Raw genomic sequence first — 17527 nt, forward strand, 5'->3', positions numbered from 1 at the left:
TAAAAGCGTGGCTTTCGGCGGTTGCTTTGTCCATGTCGATAGTTGGGTACAGCGGTTCAGTTGCGGGCATAAAAAAAAGTCCCCGGTTGGAGACTTTGAAAATTGTATATCCGGAGTTGTTATCAGTAGCCCGGATTTTGCTTTAAGTTGGGGTTTACAGCAATCTGCTGACTGGGAATAGCGAAAACAAGATATTTGGGATCTGAGGTCCCGGGTTTTTCCTGGAAAGGTTGCAGGAATTTCCCGAAGCGGATGAGGTCTTGCCGGCGCCATCCTTCCCAGTACAGTTCGCGTGCGCGTTCATCCAGTACATTATCGAGCGTCAGCGAACCCAATGCACCAATACCCCGGTTGCCGCGGATCTTATTGATCAGGGCCAGCACTTCCCCGGCAGTGCTGCCGGTGCCGCCTCTTAGAACAGCTTCTGCCTGCATTAGCAATACATCCGAATAACGAAACACCACCCAGTCGTTATTTTTTTGCCCGGAGCTTGAATAATCATAGGCATATTTCATAGGACGGATGCCGGCTGTTTCCAGGGTGGCGCCTGAAGTACGGATCGTTACAGCCCTGGTAAACACCAATGGTGTGTTGGCAGGGTTTCTTGCCATCAGGGGCTTGTCGGTTGTGAGATTGTACATTTGTCCGATATAAAATCCTACATTCTGACGCTTGCCCGGGTTGCTCATCGTATCTGCCGGATATTTGTAATAGATGCCTCTTCTTTCGTCGGAGGCGGCGAATTTGTCGTAATAATCAGAAAGGGTACACCAGCCATTCCAGCCACCAGGCGTCATGTTGTAATGCGCAATCGTATTCCAGGTGCGGTCTACTGATCCGCCTCTTTTCCCGTTTTGATTGTATAGTGTGAAAATATTTTCGGTGGACTTTACGTCGTTATCCGGGGCAAAGTTGTCGAAGTATTTTCCTGCTTCGGAAACCTTGTACGTACCTGTGTTTGTGATGGCTTTGGCCAGGGTTATTACCTGGTTCATATCTGCTGCATCAAAGGAAGGTGATTGCCGGTTCAAAAAGGCTCCCTTATTCAGGTATACTTTCATTAACAATGCCCGCGCTGCATCCTTGCTGGCTACATAGGCAGCCGTCAGCTGTCCATTGGGAAGTGCAGGCAGGATTTCATTCAGTTCCTTAATGATATAATCGAGCCCTTCGCCGGCCTGCAGCACTTTGGGCGCAATTCTGAAATCATCGAGTGCTTCGCCTTCCCGGATGGTTACAACCCCGTAGAGGTCGATCATATCAAACATGGCCAGTGCGCGTAAAAAACGTGCTTCTGCTTCTTGTTGTTTACTCGGATTAAAGCGCAAGACATTCGTAGCATTGTAAACTGTAGTGCCCAGGCTTACGAAGGTGCTATTCATAAAACCATTATCGGCGTTCCAGCGGTGCTGGTGTATAGCCCGGTAAATACCGTTATCATCCCAGTCGCCACCGCGTGTAGGGGCTATGGCGGCATCCGTTGATATTTCCTGCAATACCCAGCGCTGATCCTGCTGATAGGGCACCAGCAGCGATGAATAGGCGGTAATCAAAAGCCCGTCGGCGCTCACATTTGAGGTGCCTTCTTCCAGCTCGCCTCTGAACTCTTCATTAAGTTTGGTACAGGAAGCCGCTGAAAAAAGTATCGCACCGGCGCATAATAAGTAAAATGTGTATATCGATTTCATAAGATTCATTATTTAGAGCGAAAAGTTTATTCCAAGAAGAATGGTCTTAGCCGGGGGGTAGGGCAGGTATTCGATGCCCAGTGATGGAATTCCGTTGGTAGATCCATCGGTATTGACTTCCGGGTCAAATCCCGTGTATTTGGTAAGGATAAACAGGTTCTGGCCGGTAAGCGAAATGTTGAAGTTCTTTAATGTATTGCCGATATCCCCTAGCTTGTAACTCAATGTTAAATTGGCCATTTTGAGATAGTTGCCCTTTTCCAGATAGCGGGTGGAGGGGGAAGCGGAATTGGAAGTGGATTCTTTAACACTGGTATTAAAGAAACTGGTTCCGATATTTCTTGTGGAAAGATTGCTGATCCCTAAGGATGTAGCTGCGGTATTATTAAATAAGTAGTGTCCCATAGCCCCGTTCATATTGGCTCCGAATGTAAACTTCTTATAAGTAAGATTGGTGGAGATTCCCAGGAGTGTAGTGGGGTTGGGGCTGGCTGCATAAAATTTATTCACGGAAGGGTCGTTATCCGAACTGATGCTGCCGTCAAGACCGCGATACATGCTCATGCCTGTGTTTGGGTCGATTCCAGCAAACTCTGCAAGGTACCATACATTAAGCGGTTGCCCGTTCACCATTCGTTGACCTAAAACACCGGAAAAACCCTGGCCTCTTAAGGCCCCGGTTTCATAGTAGCCTACTAAACCGCTCACGCTATTTTTAAGGAATGTGGCATTCCCAGTCAGATCCCAGTTCCAGCCATTTTTACGGATAATATTGCCGGTTAGCGAAATCTCGACCCCTTTGTTTACGATTTCCCCATCCAGATTTACCCAGATACGGCCGGCCGGTGCAGGTTGTGCCAGGGTTTGCTCAAACAATGCATCCGTGGTTTTCTTATTGAAGTAGTCAACCGATCCGAAAATGCGGTTGTTGAAAAGTGCAAAGTCGATACCAGCATTGATTGTTGCGGAAGTCTCCCACTTTAAATCGGGATTGCCATAGTTTGCCTGGCTGATGCTTTGGCTGGCAAAAACAAGACGGTCTTTTGATGCTCCCGAAGGAAACTCCTGGTTGCCGGTTTTTCCCCATCCCAGGCGTAACTTTAGCTGGTTAATATTGCTGTTGCCTTTAAGAAAGCCTTCCTCGTTGATATTCCAGGCAAAGGCAACAGACGGGAATATGGCATATTTATTATTGGTGCCAAATTTTGTGGAACCGTCCCGACGTACCGTGGCTGTTAACAGATACCGGTCGAGATAGTTGAACGCGCCTCTCAGGAACAGGGACTGCAATTGATTCGTAGGACTTCTGTACGACGTAACCTCCCTGGTATTGATAGTTGAATATTGCAGATAATCAAAATAATCCAGCCCGAGGTAGGTAAACCCGTTTCCATACATCATGCTTTGTCTGTAATCATAATCCAGGTATTCATAGCCGGCCACTGCATTAATATTAAAGTCTGAAGAAACATTCTTGTTATAGGACAGGGTGTGCGTCATCTGCTGATCAGTCTCGGAATATTTTCCCAGGAATGCCTGTTCCTGGTCATTTGCTGCCGTGGGGTTAATGATCTTTCCCCGTACCATTGCATTGCGATCTCCTGTAAGCCGGGTTACGCTGTAAACAAATTTATACTCGAGGTTATCAGTTATTTTATAGGAGGGAGCGATCATGGCCAGGATGGTGTTGTTCGTTCCCAGGTCCTTATAAGCTGCGAGGCTGGCCAGCGGGTTTCTTTGGTTACCACTTACGAAGGTATAGTCGCCGTTCTGGTCTCTGAACGGCTGGGTAGGATTCCATTGCAATGCCTGTGAAATAATATTGCCCTCTGCACCTACACCTACGTCAATCGGTGCAAATTGCTGATCAGTTTGTGTTACAAACATTCCAAAGTCCAGGCCGAGTCTCCGGTTTTCCAGGAACCTGAAGTTGCCGCTGAAATTGGCAGTATATTTTTTCATTTGAGATCCTACAATAATGCCCTGCTGATTGAGATAACCGCCGGAGAGCCGGTATTTCCCATGTTCGGTACCGCCGGTGATATCTGCATAGTAGTTCTGTGTAGACGCAACCCTTGTAATTTCTTTAAACGCATTCACGTTGCTTCCAAAGTCGGAGTTGGCGGCTTCGTTTGGCGTATAGTACTTCAGCGCTTCCCTGAATTTTCCGGCGTCCAGCACTTCCGGCTGTTTTCGTAAACTGGAAATACCGGTGGACGCAATGATGGAGATCACCGGCTGACCAACCTTTCCTTTTTTTGTATTGATCAGTACAACACCGTTGGCACCCCGCGACCCATAGATTGCAGTTGCCGATGCATCCTTTAAAATATCCATACTGGCAATATCACTGGGATTGAGATAGTTTAAAGGGTTTCCCCGGTCTGAAGAAAAGCCCCCTCTACCCGGAGGCAGCGCTGTATTGCCGGATAAAGGAATTCCATCCAGTACAAATAATGGGTTGTTACTGGCACGTATGGACGAATTACCACGGATCCTTACCGTAGTAGCGCCTCCCGGTTGCCCGGTGTTGTTAATGACCATTACACCGGGCGTTTTCCCCTGGATCAGCTGATCGGGGTTGGTCATCACGCCTTTGTTGAAGTTTTTTTCACTGATGGTTACCATAGATCCCGTAAGGTCTTTTTTACGGGCCGTGCCATAACCGATCACCACAACCTCGTCCAGGGCCTGTTGCGAAGGCTTCAGACTGACGGATACGTCGGTTCCGGTAATGGCTACCTCCTGTGTGTCATACCCAATAAAAGAAACCTGCAACGTTTTGGCATCTGCCGGTGCATTCAGGATAAAACTGCCATCGTCTTTTGAGAGCGTGGCTACCTGACTGCCTTTAATTTCAATAGTGGCCCCAGCCACAGGCTGGTTTTTTTCGTCTGTTACTTTTCCCTGTATGGATTTTGTCTGGGCCACTGCTGCGATGGAGGCAAGCAAAAAGACAAAAGCCATCAGGCTTTGTGCAAGCGAGTTGATTTTCATACGCATTCCTTGTTAATTCGTTACCGATTTAGAGTTTAGAATTCCTCATATATTTCATCATGTACTTGATACACGATATTTATTAAAACTATGTAAAAGGATTGGAATAAAAAAATATAAAACAGGTTAATTTATTGTATCGGGTTTAAAAAAACGCATCGATTTCTTTTTTAGCAAAAAAAATGCCGGAGGAACGGAAACGTTCCATTTGGTTTGCAGGCAGGAAAGGCTAAATCGTTCGCCGGGGCATTTTTCACCATGCTGTTTAAGCGTTGTAATAAACAGGAACCGTGTGTCTGTGTTATCTTGAAGCGCGCATAGCCTTAACGAGCTTGAGAGATTTGTCTTTTAGGAACTGCGCATACTCTTTTGTTTCAACCCCGTAAATGGCGATCTTACCCTCCGCATTGCTGTGCACCCCCCATCCATACCGTTTTGTAAGGGGAGAAGCCCTCAAACAGGGTTGCCCTTTTGAAAAGAATGCGGTGCGTGCTGCCTGATACCCGGCTTTTGTCAGATCATTTTTTCTGGCATATACTTCAAAGATTACATCGTCCGATGTGAACCGGTAAGGGTTTTTCCGGATCATCTCAAACTGGATGTTGGCTGCTGTTGGCTGTCCTTTTACCGGGGGCACTTCACCGGAACCGGCGGGGCAATCGTCTGCTACCTGTATAAAGGCATTGGTGTAATTAGTGGTATGCTGGTTCATTGCTGAATGTTTTTTGTAAAAATAAAAGTGAAAGCTGACAGCTATATGTCAGCAGTATATAAACCGGTGGTGCGTTTTATTGGGATGCCTTCTTCTATATATAATTATGCAATGTTCAGGAGCCGCTGTCAAAAGTCTTGCTATTCCCGGGGAATGGTATTGCTCCCGTTGATCAATGACTACGTAACAGGCCGTTTGGGCAGTTTCCTGTCCTGGGCCTGGAAACCGCTCAGTAGTGGAGGTCAGCACGGCACATTGTTTCTTAAACGTAAAAATTGAGGATTGATCTTACTGCTGCTGCAATTCCCGGATTTCTATATAGCCTCCAAATTCAAAAATGGGGCAGGATTGCATCATTGCCGCTGCTGCATCCAGGTCTGTTGCTGTGATCAATAAAAAGCCGCCAACAATTTCTGTTCCGTTTTTATAAACATCATGGATTACTTCAGCCTGCGGGGCTTTTAACATCCGGCCGTCCAGGGTGAGCCCACTGCCTCCGTTGATCTGCTGCTGCCAGCGTTTCATCCACGCAGCCCAGTTTTCCCGGTGTGCTTTTATGGCGTTTTCTGTGTGTTGATCTGCTCTTCCGTCGGGTTCCCGGAATAAGGCGATGAATTTTTTCATTTTAAAGAGCGATTATTGAATGGTATAAAAACAGGTGGGGTGATTTTCCTGCAAAATAGGACAAACCGCGCATCCGCAGAAAAACAGGTGCTTTAAAGTTGCAACAGATTTCTTCACCAGGCATGTTGCGCTGTACAAAACAGGACCGTTATACTAGCAAATGACTGAGTATGATAAAAAGGAGCTGCCTTGCCCTGATCGGTATTATTTTGTTTTTGAGTTGTTCAAAAAAACTGGAAGTAAACGAGAACATCGTCTTTAGGCAGATAAACGGCGGTGGATATGGCGAATATTCGGGGCCCATGCATATTGAACTAAGACCGGATGGCCGTGCATTCTTTTATCGTGGAAGCGGAGACATCGTATGGAGCGGATACTATAAGATTAGAGGAAAAAAACTAAAGTACGAGGATGATGGTTCTGAAACCCGTTATACCTTTGAAATTGTTTCCGGAACGGAATTAAAAGGCGAAAACGGGGAAGTACTTAAAAAGGAGTCCTCCGGACAATGAGGGCTGCCGGGTAATCCTTGTTTGATGTAAAGATCTTCCGGATTATGCTGCTTTCCGGCGTGCGCGGTACCGGGCTTTTGTATTTGTACAAAGCGATTAAGATCAATTAATTAGAGGATAGAAGCGTTCCCCAAACGATAGTTAATATTTTATTGGTGATTTCCGCTTTATGCATTACCTTTGCAGCCGAAATATTGAATAGAAAAAAATCGGATGATCCTTTAAAAGTTTAAAGATGCCAATTACAAAAGAAAGAAACGCAGCAATTTTTACCGAATTTGGCGGTAAAGCTACTAACACCGGTTCTATTGAAGGACAGGTTGCTCAAGTGACTGAGCGTATTGCACAGATCAGTGCCCATTTAAAAGAAAACAAAAAAGATTTCTCCACCCACCGCGGATTGATGCAACTGGTTGGTAAACGTAAGCGTTTGCTGACTTACCTGCAGAAACACAACCTGGCAGGCTACCGTGCATTAATCGAAAAACTGGGTCTGAGAAAATAATTCGCCACCCAAAGGGTATTGGTGAATGTTTTATCCGGTTTTTGATTGCAACAATCAATGCTATTATAATATCTATTCCCAATATCCGGCGGATGTTGGGAATAACTTTTTTTATCCCAAAGCCGTTTGAAACAAGCGGTCAATTGCCAAATTAGAAAATCACAGTCCTAGTACAGGACAACACAACGGACCCATATAAGTGCCCGGCTCTGTACCGGAAGCACAAGCGAGCGTGGCAAGAAGGCTGATAGAAGCGCTGCTGCCGGGTTCATTAGTTAATTACAATTTCAAAATTATTTTATGTTACAACAACCTATAAGAAAGGTATTTGATATAGGAGATGGCAGGGAAGTGACCCTCGAAACCGGTCGCCTCGCCCGCCAGGCCGATGGTTCGGTAACCGTAACCATGGGTAAATGCATCCTCCTGGCTACCGTAGTGGCCAATAAGGAGCCTAAAGAGGGGCAAAGTTTTTTCCCGTTAACAGTAGATTACCAGGAAAAATTTGCTTCTGCCGGACGTATCCCTGGTTCATTCTTCAAAAGAGAAGGGCGTTTGAGCGATTACGAAGTATTGGTGTCGCGTCTGATTGACCGGGCACTGCGCCCCCTGTTCCCCGATGATTATCTCTGCGATGTGCAGGTACTGGTAACCCTGGTGAGCAGCGACCCTGAAATTATGCCGGATGCACTGGCCTGTTTGGCGGCTTCTGCTGCGCTGGCGGTTTCCGACGTGCCTATTAAAGAAATCATCAGCGAAGTACGTGTAGGGCGCGTAAATGGTCAGTTCAAGATCAACCCGACCCGTTCTGAAATGGAACAATCCGATATGGACTTTATCATCGCTGCTACCGAAAAGAACCTGATGATGGTGGAAGGTGAGTCTGAAGAATGCAGTGAAGATGACCTGGTGGCGGCCTTAGGTGTAGCACATGACGCCATCCGGATCCAGATCAAGGCCCAGGAAGAACTGCGTGCTTTAAAAGGAGTGACTGGTAAGCGGGATTATACCAAACCTGCTCAGGATGAGGCGCTTCGTGAGAAAGTGTACAGTTTTGCAAAAGATAAAGTATATGCTGTTGCAAAGGGTAAGCTGAGCAAGCATGCGCGTACAGACCAGTTTGACGCGATCCAGGAAGAGCTGTTGAAAAGTCTCGGGGAGGCCGGTACTGAAGAAGCACCGTTTACTGACGAGCAAAAGAAGATGGCCAAAGGGTATTATCATGACCTGCAGTACGACGTGGTACGGGATATGATTCTCGATGAACGCGTACGACTGGACGGCCGGGCGCTCACAGAGATCCGCCCGCTGGACATGGAGGTAGATGTACTGCCTTCTCCGCACGGTTCTGCATTGTTTACTCGCGGTGAAACTCAATCGCTTACAACTGTAACCCTGGGTACTGCTTTAGATGAACTGCTGATTGAATCTGCCGCTAAATCCATGTATTCTAAATTTATCCTGCACTATAATTTCCCTCCGTTCTCAACCGGTGAAGTGAAAATGATGCGCGGCCCGGGTCGTCGTGAAGTAGGACACGGAAACCTGGCCATGCGTTCTTTGAAGCAAATGATGCCAAAAGACGGTGAGGATTTTGGATACACTGTTCGGGTAGTAAGTGATATCCTCGAATCGAACGGCTCCAGTTCCATGGCTACGGTTTGTGCCGGTTCTCTGGCACTGATGGACGCCGGCGTACCTCTGCCAAAACATGTGTCTGGTATTGCTATGGGATTGATTACCAAAGAAGACAAGTTTGCTATCTTAAGTGATATCCTGGGTGATGAAGATCACCTGGGCGATATGGACTTTAAAGTAACCGGCACCCGTGATGGGATCTGCGGTGTGCAGATGGATATTAAGGTAGACGGCTTACCAATGGAAGTAATGAAACAGGCCCTGGAACAAGCCAAGGCTGGCCGTTTGCACATCCTGGAAGCGATGTATGCCGCCATTCCCGAAGCACGTGAAGAAGTGAAATCACATGCACCACGGGTGGTGAAAATGTTTATCGATAAAGAATTTATCGGAGCCGTGATCGGGCCTGGTGGTAAAGTGATCCAGGAAATGCAGCGGGAAACCGGTACTACCATCAATATCGAAGAAGTGAACAATCGCGGTGAGATCAGCATCTTTGGTGTAGAGAAAGCTGCGGTTGAAAAAGCGGAGAACTGGATTAAGGGCATCGTTGCCGTGCCGGTGGTAGGCGAAACCTATGATGCCGTAGTAAAAGGTATCAAAGAGTTTGGTGCGTTTGTAGAATTCCTGCCGGGTAAACAAGGGTTGGTGCATATCAGTGAAATCAGCTGGAAACGCCTGGAAACACTGGAAGGCGTGGTTAAAGAAGGCGATTCCATGAAGGTAAAACTGATCGGAACCGATCCTAAATCAGGAAAGTTCAAATTGTCGCGCAAGGCGCTGATCCCTCGTCCTGAAAAGAAAGAGGGTCCTGCTCCTGAGAACAATTAAACAATAAAGAAAATGATCTTAGAAGACCTTCGCGAAGCGAAGGTCTTTTTTTGGGCAGGGACATTTCAACGGCCCCCCGTTAAACGATCGTTTTTCCCTGCCTTTAATTATATATAGTGGTGACACCGGGCTGTAACTGTAAAGAAACGGATGGGATGAATGTAATTAAGACTGCTATCCCCAGATTAGGCGCCTCTTATAATCAGCGCATCTGCGGCTCCTGCTTAAACAACAGTACCCCATTTTTTCAATCCATTCAAGGCCGCAAATACCCGCCTTTTCCGTGCAGGCGCTGGTTGCGCCTTTGGCGCAATATTTTTTGAGTACGATTAAAGCCGGTGCGAATCTGTTGGTGTAAGGAAACGATATAATCTATAGCTGGCAAACTTTGGCCGGGGCGGAGACTTTTTATGCTGAAATCTTTGTTAAAAGAATGCGGGCTGCTTTTTATGAATAAAAGGTAGGTTAATTTTAGAAGACCAAAATCACCGGATATGTCTATTGCAAAACATCGGGTTTCCTTATTCAATGGAATGCTGCCCTTATTCTTTTTGTGTATAACTGCAGGCTGCAGTAAAGATTTTTTTAAGTCATATGAAAAGCGGATCATCGGGCAGTGGTACCTGTATGATATCGACAAGGCAGGATTCGGCAGTTCGAAGGCCGTATACTCGGAAGGGACTTTTCAGTTTGAAAGCGATGGTTCTTTTTTCTATGCCCGGCAATCCGGGGCAAGGTACGCGGGCACCTGGAGGCTTAAAAAGTATACCGTTACCGTAACTAATAGTGACGGGCAACAAAGTTCGGAGCAAAAACACAGCCTGTTGCTTTCAGCAACAAATGTGGAGGATCTGCAAATACTTGCCGAAAATTTTGATGATCTCAATTTTACCAACACCGACCGGTTCAGGGCGATAGTCACTAACAACTTTAATACGGTCACCTATAAATTTAAACGAAACTGATCCCGTTCTTTAATCTGACTAAAACCCCCGTTTTTCAATAACCGCAACGGTTAGCCGGCTCACACAGGTAAGTTGGCCGGCTTCATTATAAATACGGATATCCCACACATGGGTTTTGTTACCCAAGTGGAGCGGACTGCAAACCGCCCGCAGCATACCGGAAGCTACCGGTTTCAGGTGATTGGCATTTACTTCCATGCCTACTACCATAAACTGATGGGTGTCTACTACCAGGCTGCTGGCATAAGAACCCACTGTTTCCGCCAGCGCAACCGAAGCCCCGCCATGAAGAATGCCATAGGGCTGGTGCACTTTGGGTGTGACCGGCATGGTGGCTGTAAGTGTATGATCCGTTACTTCCGTAAACCGGATATCCAGGTAGGTGCCCAGGTATTCGGGGGTATGGTTCAGTTGTTCCAGGTCAACAGGTTTGTTCCAGATCATTGTCTTTTTTGTTAAATATAAAGAATTCTTATTTTCTACAAAGGATCGGCGGTTGCACGCAAAGGGTCAACGGTTTCACCGATGACGCAATGGGGCGGCGGGCGCGGCGGTTGATCGTTCTTTGTGTTTCTCGGTGTCTTGGGTCTTCGTGGCAATACCGCTCTTGTCAAAAAAAATGCCATCCACATGTCCCCGTTCCGCATGCTTATTTGTCAATACAATGTCAATAATTTTATTAACTTCAAAAAAACAACATTATGAAGGAGTTTTTATTGCTCATCCGTGAAAATCCGGACTACGGTACTGACATGAGTTCCCAGGAAATGCAGGATTGCATTAATGAGCATATTGCCTGGGTGCAGGAGCTGACGGAAAAAGGGCATTATAAGGATGCAAATCCCCTCGAGGCCAGCGGTGCGGTTATTAAAAATAATATCGTTACAGACGGTCCGTACATTGAAAGTAAAGAATGCGTAAGCGGCATTTATTTTTTGAAAGCAGATTCCCTGGAAGCGGTTATCGAAATTGTGAAAGGATGTCCGGATGTAAAGCGGGGTAATACGATTGAAGTACGCGAAATCATGCAGCTGGAGGTATAGCGTATGCCGGAATACATGGTTACACATACATTGGCCGACCGGCTCTTCAGGGAACAATCCGGAATCATAACCGCTGTATTGGTGAACCGGTTTGGTGCCGCACACCTGGATACGGTACTGGATGCGGTGCAGGATGCTTTTGAAGCAGCGCTGAGGCGGTGGCGGTTTTCGGGTATCCCTGATAACCCCGCCGCCTGGCTCATGACCGTGGCCCGGAACAATGCGATTAACCGGATCAACCGTGATAAAAAACAGTGCTCCGATCATCAATTAATCAGCACGCAGGAATATGTGATGGCGGATCCGGCGTTGCCGGATGTGTTTGTGCAAGACAGCCAGTTGCGATTATTATTGATCTGTTGTCACCCGGAACTTTCGGAGAAAAGCCGGGTCATGATCACCCTTGCAGTATTATGTGGCTTTGGTACCGTGGAAATTGCCGGAGCCCTGCTGATGCAAAAGGAAGCGGTTAAAAAATCGTTGACGCGGGCAAAAGCAGTACTGCGGAATGCCGGCCGGCTTTTTGAAATGCCGCTGGTGGAAAGTTTCGTGGCACACCGCAGTACCATACATACGGTTTTATACCTTCTTTTTAATGAGGGATACAAAACCACCAGGGGAACGAGCGGCATCAGTAAGGAATTTTGTTTTGAAGCCATGCGGCTGACAAAGATCGTTTATGACCATGATACGGGAAACAAGGAGGCTGCGGCATTGCTGGCATTGCAATTCTTTAATGCGGCGCGATTTCCGGCCCGCATTAGTCCGGATGGTGAATGGATGACCCTGGAAGAACAGGACCGGAGCGTGTGGAACGAGGTGTTGATCAGAGAAGGGTTTCACTACCTGCACAAACAACAACGGTCACTAAACCGGTATTATCTTGAGGCGCTGATCGCATCCATTCATTGCACCGCCCGCTTTTTTTCTGAAACCAACTGGCCACAGATCGCGGTGCTGTACCAGGCCCTGGAACAGCTGGTTCCCGGATCGAATGTCATCGCGCTCAACCAGATCATCGCTGAAAGTTATGCGGGTGCAGCCACGCAGGAACTGCTGGATCGTCTTGAAACACTGCGTCCGCTGATGGCAGATGGAAAAGGCTTTGAATGGAACATGGCCCGGGCCCATCTTCTTTGCAAGATGGGAGCTGGTGATGCTCGTAATGATGCACTTCAGCAGGCGCTGGAATATGTACGGACAACAGCCGACCGGCAGCTCGTACTCCGGAAGCTGGAGGAAAGGTGCCCGCCTTTTTAAGCGCTGTTTTCTAAATTCCTTTTATTAAGCCGCGTCACTTTCAAAAAATAACAAATGAGTGTTTGTTATTGCAAAGGACCAGGCTTTTTCCTGAAATAAAATAAAAAGTATAACGTTTTCGAAAGTCATATTTTCTCCAGTTCTTTTTAATTTTGCACCACATTTAAGGACTAAAAATCGCTGAACGTGGCTAAAAGAAAAGAAATAGAGACCGACGTCGTATTGATTGGTGCAGGGATCATGAGCGCAACATTAGGTGCTTTTATCAATGAGCTGGAACCCGGACATTCCATTCATATTTTTGAACGCCTGGGCCGGGTGGCCGGAGAAAGTTCAGATGCCTGGAACAATGCAGGTACCGGTCATGCCGCTTTATGCGAGTTGAATTACACACCCGAAAGGGAAGACGGGAGTATTGAAACCAAAAAAGCGCTGGATATTATTGAACAGTTTGAGCAATCCAAGCAGTTTTGGTCGTACCTGGTTAAGGACGGGCAGATCAATGATCCGAAAGATTTTATCCGTACAGTGCCGCATATGAGTTTTGTACGCGGCGAAAATGATGTGAATTATCTCCGCAAGCGGTATAAAGCCCTGCAACAATTCAAATTGTTTAAGGGGATGGAATATTCGGAAGACCCGGAAGTGATTAAGAACTGGATACCACTGGTTGTGGAAGGGCGCGACCGTTCGGAGAAAATTGCAACAACCTACACGGAGTTGGGAACAGATGTGGATTACGGCGCATTAACCAAGATCTTTATTGACAATATGGTAGCAAGGGGCAATACGGAACTGCACTTGCTGCATGAAGTATATGACCTCATCCGGCAGGACGACGGACGATGGAAAGTAAAAGTAAAAAATCTTTCTACCGGTGAGAAAATGATCTACTACTCCCGGTTTGTATTCATTGGCGCCGGCGGCGGATCATTGCACCTGCTGCAGGATAGCGATATTCCCGAAAGCAAACTCTATGGCGGTTTCCCTGTTGGCGGGCAGTGGCTGGTATGCAGCAATCCCGAAGTAGTAAATAAACACAATGCAAAAGTATACGGACAGGCTTCAGTGGGTGCACCACCTATGAGCGTGCCGCACCTGGATACCCGCGTAATGGGCGAAGAAACCTCCATCCTGTTTGGCCCCTTTGCTACTTTCTCCACCAAATTCCTCAAAGAAGGCTCTTATTGGGATCTGTTTGAGTCCATCAAATACTGGAACATAGTTTCGCTGATGCGGGTGGGGCTCAAAAATTACGAACTTGAAAAATACCTGATCCAGCAGTTGAGTCTTTCTTTCGAAGATCGCATTGAGGCATTGCGGGTCTTTTATCCCGAAGCAAAAGCAGAAGACTGGAAACTGGAAGAAGCCGGTCAGCGGGTGCAGATCATTTATAAAGATGCGGAGAAAGGAGCATCGTTACAATTTGGAACGGAGATCGTAACCAGCGAAGACGGCACCATCGGGGCCCTGTTAGGCGCATCTCCCGGTGCTTCCACATCGGTTTCCATTATGTTAACATTGCTGGAACGGTGTTTTCCCGATCATTTTAACGGGAAATGGAGTGAAAAATTAAAAGCAATGATCCCCTCCTTAGGACAGAACCTGGAAGAAAACGAGGCATTGTGCTACCAGGTACGTACCGAAACCTGCGAGCTGCTGCAACTGGATTGGAAAGAGCCAGTGCCGGCAGGAATAACAGTAGAAGCAAACGTCGGTTAAAATACGGAATAACAATCTTATAAGCCTTCGCAGCGCGGAGGCTTTTTTTGTGCTCGCCTGTCTGTATTGCCACCGAAGCTTTTTGAGCTGAAGAGAGGGATGTGTTTGTCTCTTACCTGACGGCGGTTCAACGGGAAATAAGCAGCAGTAACCGCATCGGCAAAAAGGAAAAAGATCAGTGTTTCAGTGACGGAGATAAAAGAAAATTGGTTCGTTCTGATTTTTATTCTACATTTGTAGAATAAAATCTATATTTGTAGAATGATTAAGTTGTCAAAATCAGAAGAGCAATTAATGGAATATATCTGGAAAGCAGAAAAGGCCTTTATGAAAGACCTGATCGAAGCCTTTCCAGATCCCAAACCCGCCAGCACAACGGTAGCCACGTTGTTAAAGCGCATGACCGATAAAGGAGTGATCGGTTATACCCAGTATGGAAATTCCCGGGAATATTATCCTTTAATAAAAAAGGCCGACTATTTTTCGAAACATGTGACCAGTATGATCAAAAATTATTTTGATGATTCTGTGCTGCAATTCGCTTCCTTTTTTACAAAAGAAGCAAAGCTGAGCCGGGAGCAACTCGAGGAGTTAAAGAAGATTGTAGACGGGCAGATTCAATCTCTATCCGATCAAAAAAAGAAAAAATAATGCTTTACCTTTTAAAAGTCATTGCCTGCAGCGGATTGCTATATGTCTTTTATTATTGCTTTCTGCAAAAGGAAAAAATGCTGGTATTTAACCGGTTTTACCTGTTGGGCAGCCTGCTGCTTTCTTTTCTGATTCCGCTTTCGATCATACAGGTCCGGCTAAAACCGGCCGTGCTGCCTTCAGATACAGGAGCTGTTGTTGCTGTAACGGCCGCTCCCGCAGGGGCAACTTTTGCGGAATTGATGGCCCCATTTGTATATTGGGTAATAGGTATTATCAGTAGTGTATTGCTGCTACGTTTCACCATCCATTTAATCCAGATCCGCCAGAAGATAAACGCGAATGAGCAACGCGCTTTTGAAGGTGCGCGGCTGGTGCTTTTACAGGAGGCCGTAACGCCGCATTCCTTCTTTAAATATATTTTTCTGAATAAGGCAGATTTTGAGCGGAACCGGATCGATACGGCGATCCTTGTTCATGAACTTACACATGCACGTCAGAAACATACCTGGGACATCGTATTGGCAGAATTTACCGGGGCGCTGATTTGGTTCAACCCGTTCATGGTATTATACCGTCGTGCCATCCGTCTCAATCATGAGTTCCTTGCGGATCAGTCGGCCGGCGGAAAGCCCGAACAAAGGGCCGCCTACCAGCAACTCTTACTAAAAAGTATTTACGTAAATCAATCCATACCGCTTGCAAGCAGTTTCTATTTTTTAACCACAAAAAAAAGGTTACTTATGTTACAGCAAGAACCCCGCCTGTTCAGAACAGGAATTAAAGCAGCATTGATATTACCGATGCTGGCCCTGCTTGTTTTTATATTTGCAGAACGGGTATATACCCAGGAACCGCCGCCGCCACCTCCAAAGGCGGAAGTACAAAAAATACCGGATGAAATTGAAAAGATCAGTGTGCTTACACCCAATGGAAAGCCTGTTGCCGTTCTAACCTATAAAAATGGCAAAAAGGTCAGAGCAGATATCAGCAGTGCGGAAAAACAGGCCGCATTTGAAAAAAAATATGGGGTAGAAATTCCACCACCACCACCTGCTCCTCCTGCTCCGGAAAAACAACCGGCTGGTGAAAAAGGAATGAGTACTGGTGAGATAGATACCTACCGTATATTGTACAAGGCAACGTTGAAACCATCGGGGAATGCAAAACCCGGATCTCCAAACGACGGAGATAAACTCCAGCGGATGGCAACGCTCTATTTTAAAATGAGCGAATCGCAAAAGGCTTCCGTGCCACCGCCACCGGTAATGGCGCCGGCACAGGAAGCGCCGGCTGCATCGGCACATTCGGCCATATTCGCTGCTGCGGGTAGGGAAATCTCAGCCCGGGATCCGGAACCGCCACGAGCGTTTGCCGGGGAACCGCTTTCCGCTCCCGTAGAAGAAAGAGTGGCGCCGATAAAACGGGTACAAACACTGGAACCACTGGCCCCGGTACGGGCAGAAAATATCCGGATCATAGAAGTGCAAAGGGCTGGGAATGCCCGGGCTCCTGTGCAGGCAAAAATACCCCCGGTAGCCATGGTGGAAGGAGCTACTGTAAACTAAAGAAAACAGACGCGATCCCAATCACAGCCAATAGAATATCAGGCACAAAGAAAAGGTGCGGAGCAACCCAGGAGCCGAAACGGAATTTTTGGAACTACAGATCAACGTAATGTTGATCTTTTTTGTTTGGTGCTTTAAAAAATTATGAAAACATTTACTTTGCAGGCCGCGAAATGCAAAGGAATGTTTAAAAAGCTGCAAGCTGCTTATATTGGCGCAGCTATTGTTTAATAATTAGTGTCTTAAGATCTGTATCTGGTAATTATTTTGATAAAATTTTTATTTATGAAACGAAGTAAACTTGTTCTTAAATCCTTTTTGCTTGCTGCTGCCATCGCGGTGTCCGGTGCTGCTATGGCACAGGTGGAAGTAGGGGTGCGCGCCGGTGTTAACCTTTCCAATCTTACGATAAAAGATGCAGACGGAAAAACAGTAGACGGAGCTAAACTGACGCCCGGTTTTAATGCAGGGCTCACCTTTGACATCCCGGTGGCGGATGAATTTTATATCCAGCCGGGTGCATTGTTCAGTATGAAAGGAGCCAGGCTGGAAAAGAATGCACATGAATATTTTAATGCGGACGCTTATTCCGCTGCCGACGCGGGTGATTATACCCGGCTGAACACCTATAACCTCGAAGTGCCGGTAAATTTTATCTTTAAGCCTGCTGCGGGGAACGGAAACCTGTTGATTGGGGCCGGTCCTTATTTTTCATATGCGCTGGGCGGAAAATTTAAAAGAGTGACCAACCGCTTTGGAACCGAATCCGGAAAGCTGGAATTTGCAAATGACTATAACGACTTTAGCTCCG

The 17527-nt window shown here is 46.6% G+C and carries 15 protein-coding genes; 10 read left to right on the plus strand and 5 right to left on the minus strand.

Translation table 11 applies throughout. The features are described from left to right. Positions 1-122 precede the first annotated feature (122 nt). The 4 genes from LL912_RS25725 to LL912_RS25740 all read right to left on the minus strand — a co-directional run bounded on the left by LL912_RS25725 (position 123) and on the right by LL912_RS25740 (position 6021). A complete protein-coding gene (locus LL912_RS25725; RefSeq protein ID WP_235556500.1) occupies positions 123-1688 on the minus strand; it encodes a RagB/SusD family nutrient uptake outer membrane protein in 1566 nt (521 codons plus the stop codon). A gap of 12 nt (positions 1689-1700) precedes the next feature. After that, positions 1701-4685 carry a SusC/RagA family TonB-linked outer membrane protein gene (locus tag LL912_RS25730; protein WP_235556501.1) on the minus strand — a complete coding sequence of 995 codons (2985 nt, stop codon included), beginning with the start codon at positions 4683-4685 and terminating at the stop codon, positions 1701-1703. Between the two features lie 301 nt (positions 4686-4986). Beyond that, entirely contained in the window at positions 4987-5397 is a 411-nt protein-coding gene (locus LL912_RS25735; protein ID WP_235556502.1) for a DUF6157 family protein, read from the minus strand. Positions 5398-5685: 288 nt separating this feature from the next. Continuing rightward, entirely contained in the window at positions 5686-6021 is a 336-nt protein-coding gene (locus tag LL912_RS25740) for a YciI family protein (RefSeq protein WP_235556503.1), read from the minus strand. 170 nt (positions 6022-6191) lie between these two features. On the opposite strand from LL912_RS25740, the gene LL912_RS25745 reads away from it, so the two are divergent. The 4 genes from LL912_RS25745 (at position 6192) to LL912_RS25760 (ending at position 10472) form a co-directional block, all read left to right on the plus strand. Then, on the plus strand, positions 6192-6533 hold the full coding sequence (locus tag LL912_RS25745) for a hypothetical protein (protein ID WP_235556504.1): 342 nt from the start codon (positions 6192-6194) through the stop codon (positions 6531-6533). Positions 6534-6768: 235 nt separating this feature from the next. Beyond that, the gene (rpsO, locus tag LL912_RS25750) at positions 6769-7038 is read left to right on the plus strand and encodes a 30S ribosomal protein S15 (RefSeq protein WP_231007779.1); all 270 of its coding nucleotides are present in this window, start codon (positions 6769-6771) and stop codon (positions 7036-7038) included. Positions 7039-7338: 300 nt separating this feature from the next. After that, positions 7339-9507 (plus strand): polyribonucleotide nucleotidyltransferase, encoded by a 2169-nt coding sequence (pnp, locus tag LL912_RS25755; protein WP_235556505.1) that lies wholly within the window; start codon positions 7339-7341, stop codon positions 9505-9507. A gap of 494 nt (positions 9508-10001) precedes the next feature. Further along, complete coding sequence (locus LL912_RS25760; protein WP_235556506.1) at positions 10002-10472, plus strand: hypothetical protein; 471 nt, start codon at positions 10002-10004, stop codon at positions 10470-10472. 18 nt (positions 10473-10490) lie between these two features. Here the strand turns inward: LL912_RS25760 and LL912_RS25765 are convergent, their stop codons facing one another. Then, the gene (locus tag LL912_RS25765) at positions 10491-10916 is read right to left on the minus strand and encodes a hotdog fold thioesterase (RefSeq protein ID WP_235556507.1); all 426 of its coding nucleotides are present in this window, start codon (positions 10914-10916) and stop codon (positions 10491-10493) included. 257 nt (positions 10917-11173) lie between these two features. Here LL912_RS25765 and LL912_RS25770 point away from each other — a divergent pair, with 257 nt between their 5' ends. The 6 genes from LL912_RS25770 to LL912_RS25795 form a co-directional block, all read left to right on the plus strand. Continuing rightward, positions 11174-11515 carry a YciI family protein gene (locus tag LL912_RS25770; RefSeq protein WP_235556508.1) on the plus strand — a complete coding sequence of 114 codons (342 nt, stop codon included), beginning with the start codon at positions 11174-11176 and terminating at the stop codon, positions 11513-11515. Positions 11516-11530: 15 nt separating this feature from the next. Beyond that, positions 11531-12775, plus strand: coding sequence for an RNA polymerase sigma factor (locus LL912_RS25775; RefSeq protein ID WP_235556509.1), 1245 nt, complete (start codon positions 11531-11533; stop codon positions 12773-12775). Positions 12776-12961: 186 nt separating this feature from the next. After that, positions 12962-14497 (plus strand): malate dehydrogenase (quinone), encoded by a 1536-nt coding sequence (mqo, locus tag LL912_RS25780; RefSeq protein ID WP_235556510.1) that lies wholly within the window; start codon positions 12962-12964, stop codon positions 14495-14497. Positions 14498-14758: 261 nt separating this feature from the next. Next, complete coding sequence (locus LL912_RS25785) at positions 14759-15148, plus strand: BlaI/MecI/CopY family transcriptional regulator (RefSeq protein WP_235556511.1); 390 nt, start codon at positions 14759-14761, stop codon at positions 15146-15148. After that, positions 15148-16716, plus strand: a complete 1569-nt coding sequence (locus LL912_RS25790) for a M56 family metallopeptidase (protein ID WP_235556512.1) — start codon at positions 15148-15150, stop codon at positions 16714-16716. The genes LL912_RS25785 and LL912_RS25790 overlap by 1 nt, the downstream gene beginning before the upstream one ends. Before the next feature lie 285 nt (positions 16717-17001). Next, positions 17002-17527 (plus strand): porin family protein (locus LL912_RS25795; protein ID WP_235556513.1); only part of this gene is annotated, 526 nt, incomplete at its 3' end.

Source organism: Niabella agricola (genome assembly GCF_021538615.1).
Classification (GTDB): Bacteria; Bacteroidota; Bacteroidia; order Chitinophagales; family Chitinophagaceae; genus Niabella; species Niabella agricola.

Excerpts from the sequence above, each read along its gene's own strand:
- LL912_RS25725 (WP_235556500.1), bottom strand. The coding sequence starts at position 1,688 with ATGAAATCGATATACACATTTTACTTATTATGCGCCGGTGCGATACTT.
- LL912_RS25730 (WP_235556501.1), bottom strand. The coding sequence starts at position 4,685 with ATGAAAATCAACTCGCTTGCACAAAGCCTGATGGCTTTTGTCTTTTTG.
- LL912_RS25735 (WP_235556502.1), bottom strand. The coding sequence starts at position 5,397 with ATGAACCAGCATACCACTAATTACACCAATGCCTTTATACAGGTAGCA.
- LL912_RS25740 (WP_235556503.1), bottom strand. The coding sequence starts at position 6,021 with ATGAAAAAATTCATCGCCTTATTCCGGGAACCCGACGGAAGAGCAGAT.
- LL912_RS25745 (WP_235556504.1), top strand. The coding sequence starts at position 6,192 with ATGATAAAAAGGAGCTGCCTTGCCCTGATCGGTATTATTTTGTTTTTG.
- rpsO (WP_231007779.1), top strand. The coding sequence starts at position 6,769 with ATGCCAATTACAAAAGAAAGAAACGCAGCAATTTTTACCGAATTTGGC.
- pnp (WP_235556505.1), top strand. The coding sequence starts at position 7,339 with ATGTTACAACAACCTATAAGAAAGGTATTTGATATAGGAGATGGCAGG.
- LL912_RS25760 (WP_235556506.1), top strand. The coding sequence starts at position 10,002 with ATGTCTATTGCAAAACATCGGGTTTCCTTATTCAATGGAATGCTGCCC.
- LL912_RS25765 (WP_235556507.1), bottom strand. The coding sequence starts at position 10,916 with ATGATCTGGAACAAACCTGTTGACCTGGAACAACTGAACCATACCCCC.
- LL912_RS25770 (WP_235556508.1), top strand. The coding sequence starts at position 11,174 with ATGAAGGAGTTTTTATTGCTCATCCGTGAAAATCCGGACTACGGTACT.
- LL912_RS25775 (WP_235556509.1), top strand. The coding sequence starts at position 11,531 with ATGGTTACACATACATTGGCCGACCGGCTCTTCAGGGAACAATCCGGA.
- LL912_RS25785 (WP_235556511.1), top strand. The coding sequence starts at position 14,759 with ATGATTAAGTTGTCAAAATCAGAAGAGCAATTAATGGAATATATCTGG.
- LL912_RS25790 (WP_235556512.1), top strand. The coding sequence starts at position 15,148 with ATGCTTTACCTTTTAAAAGTCATTGCCTGCAGCGGATTGCTATATGTC.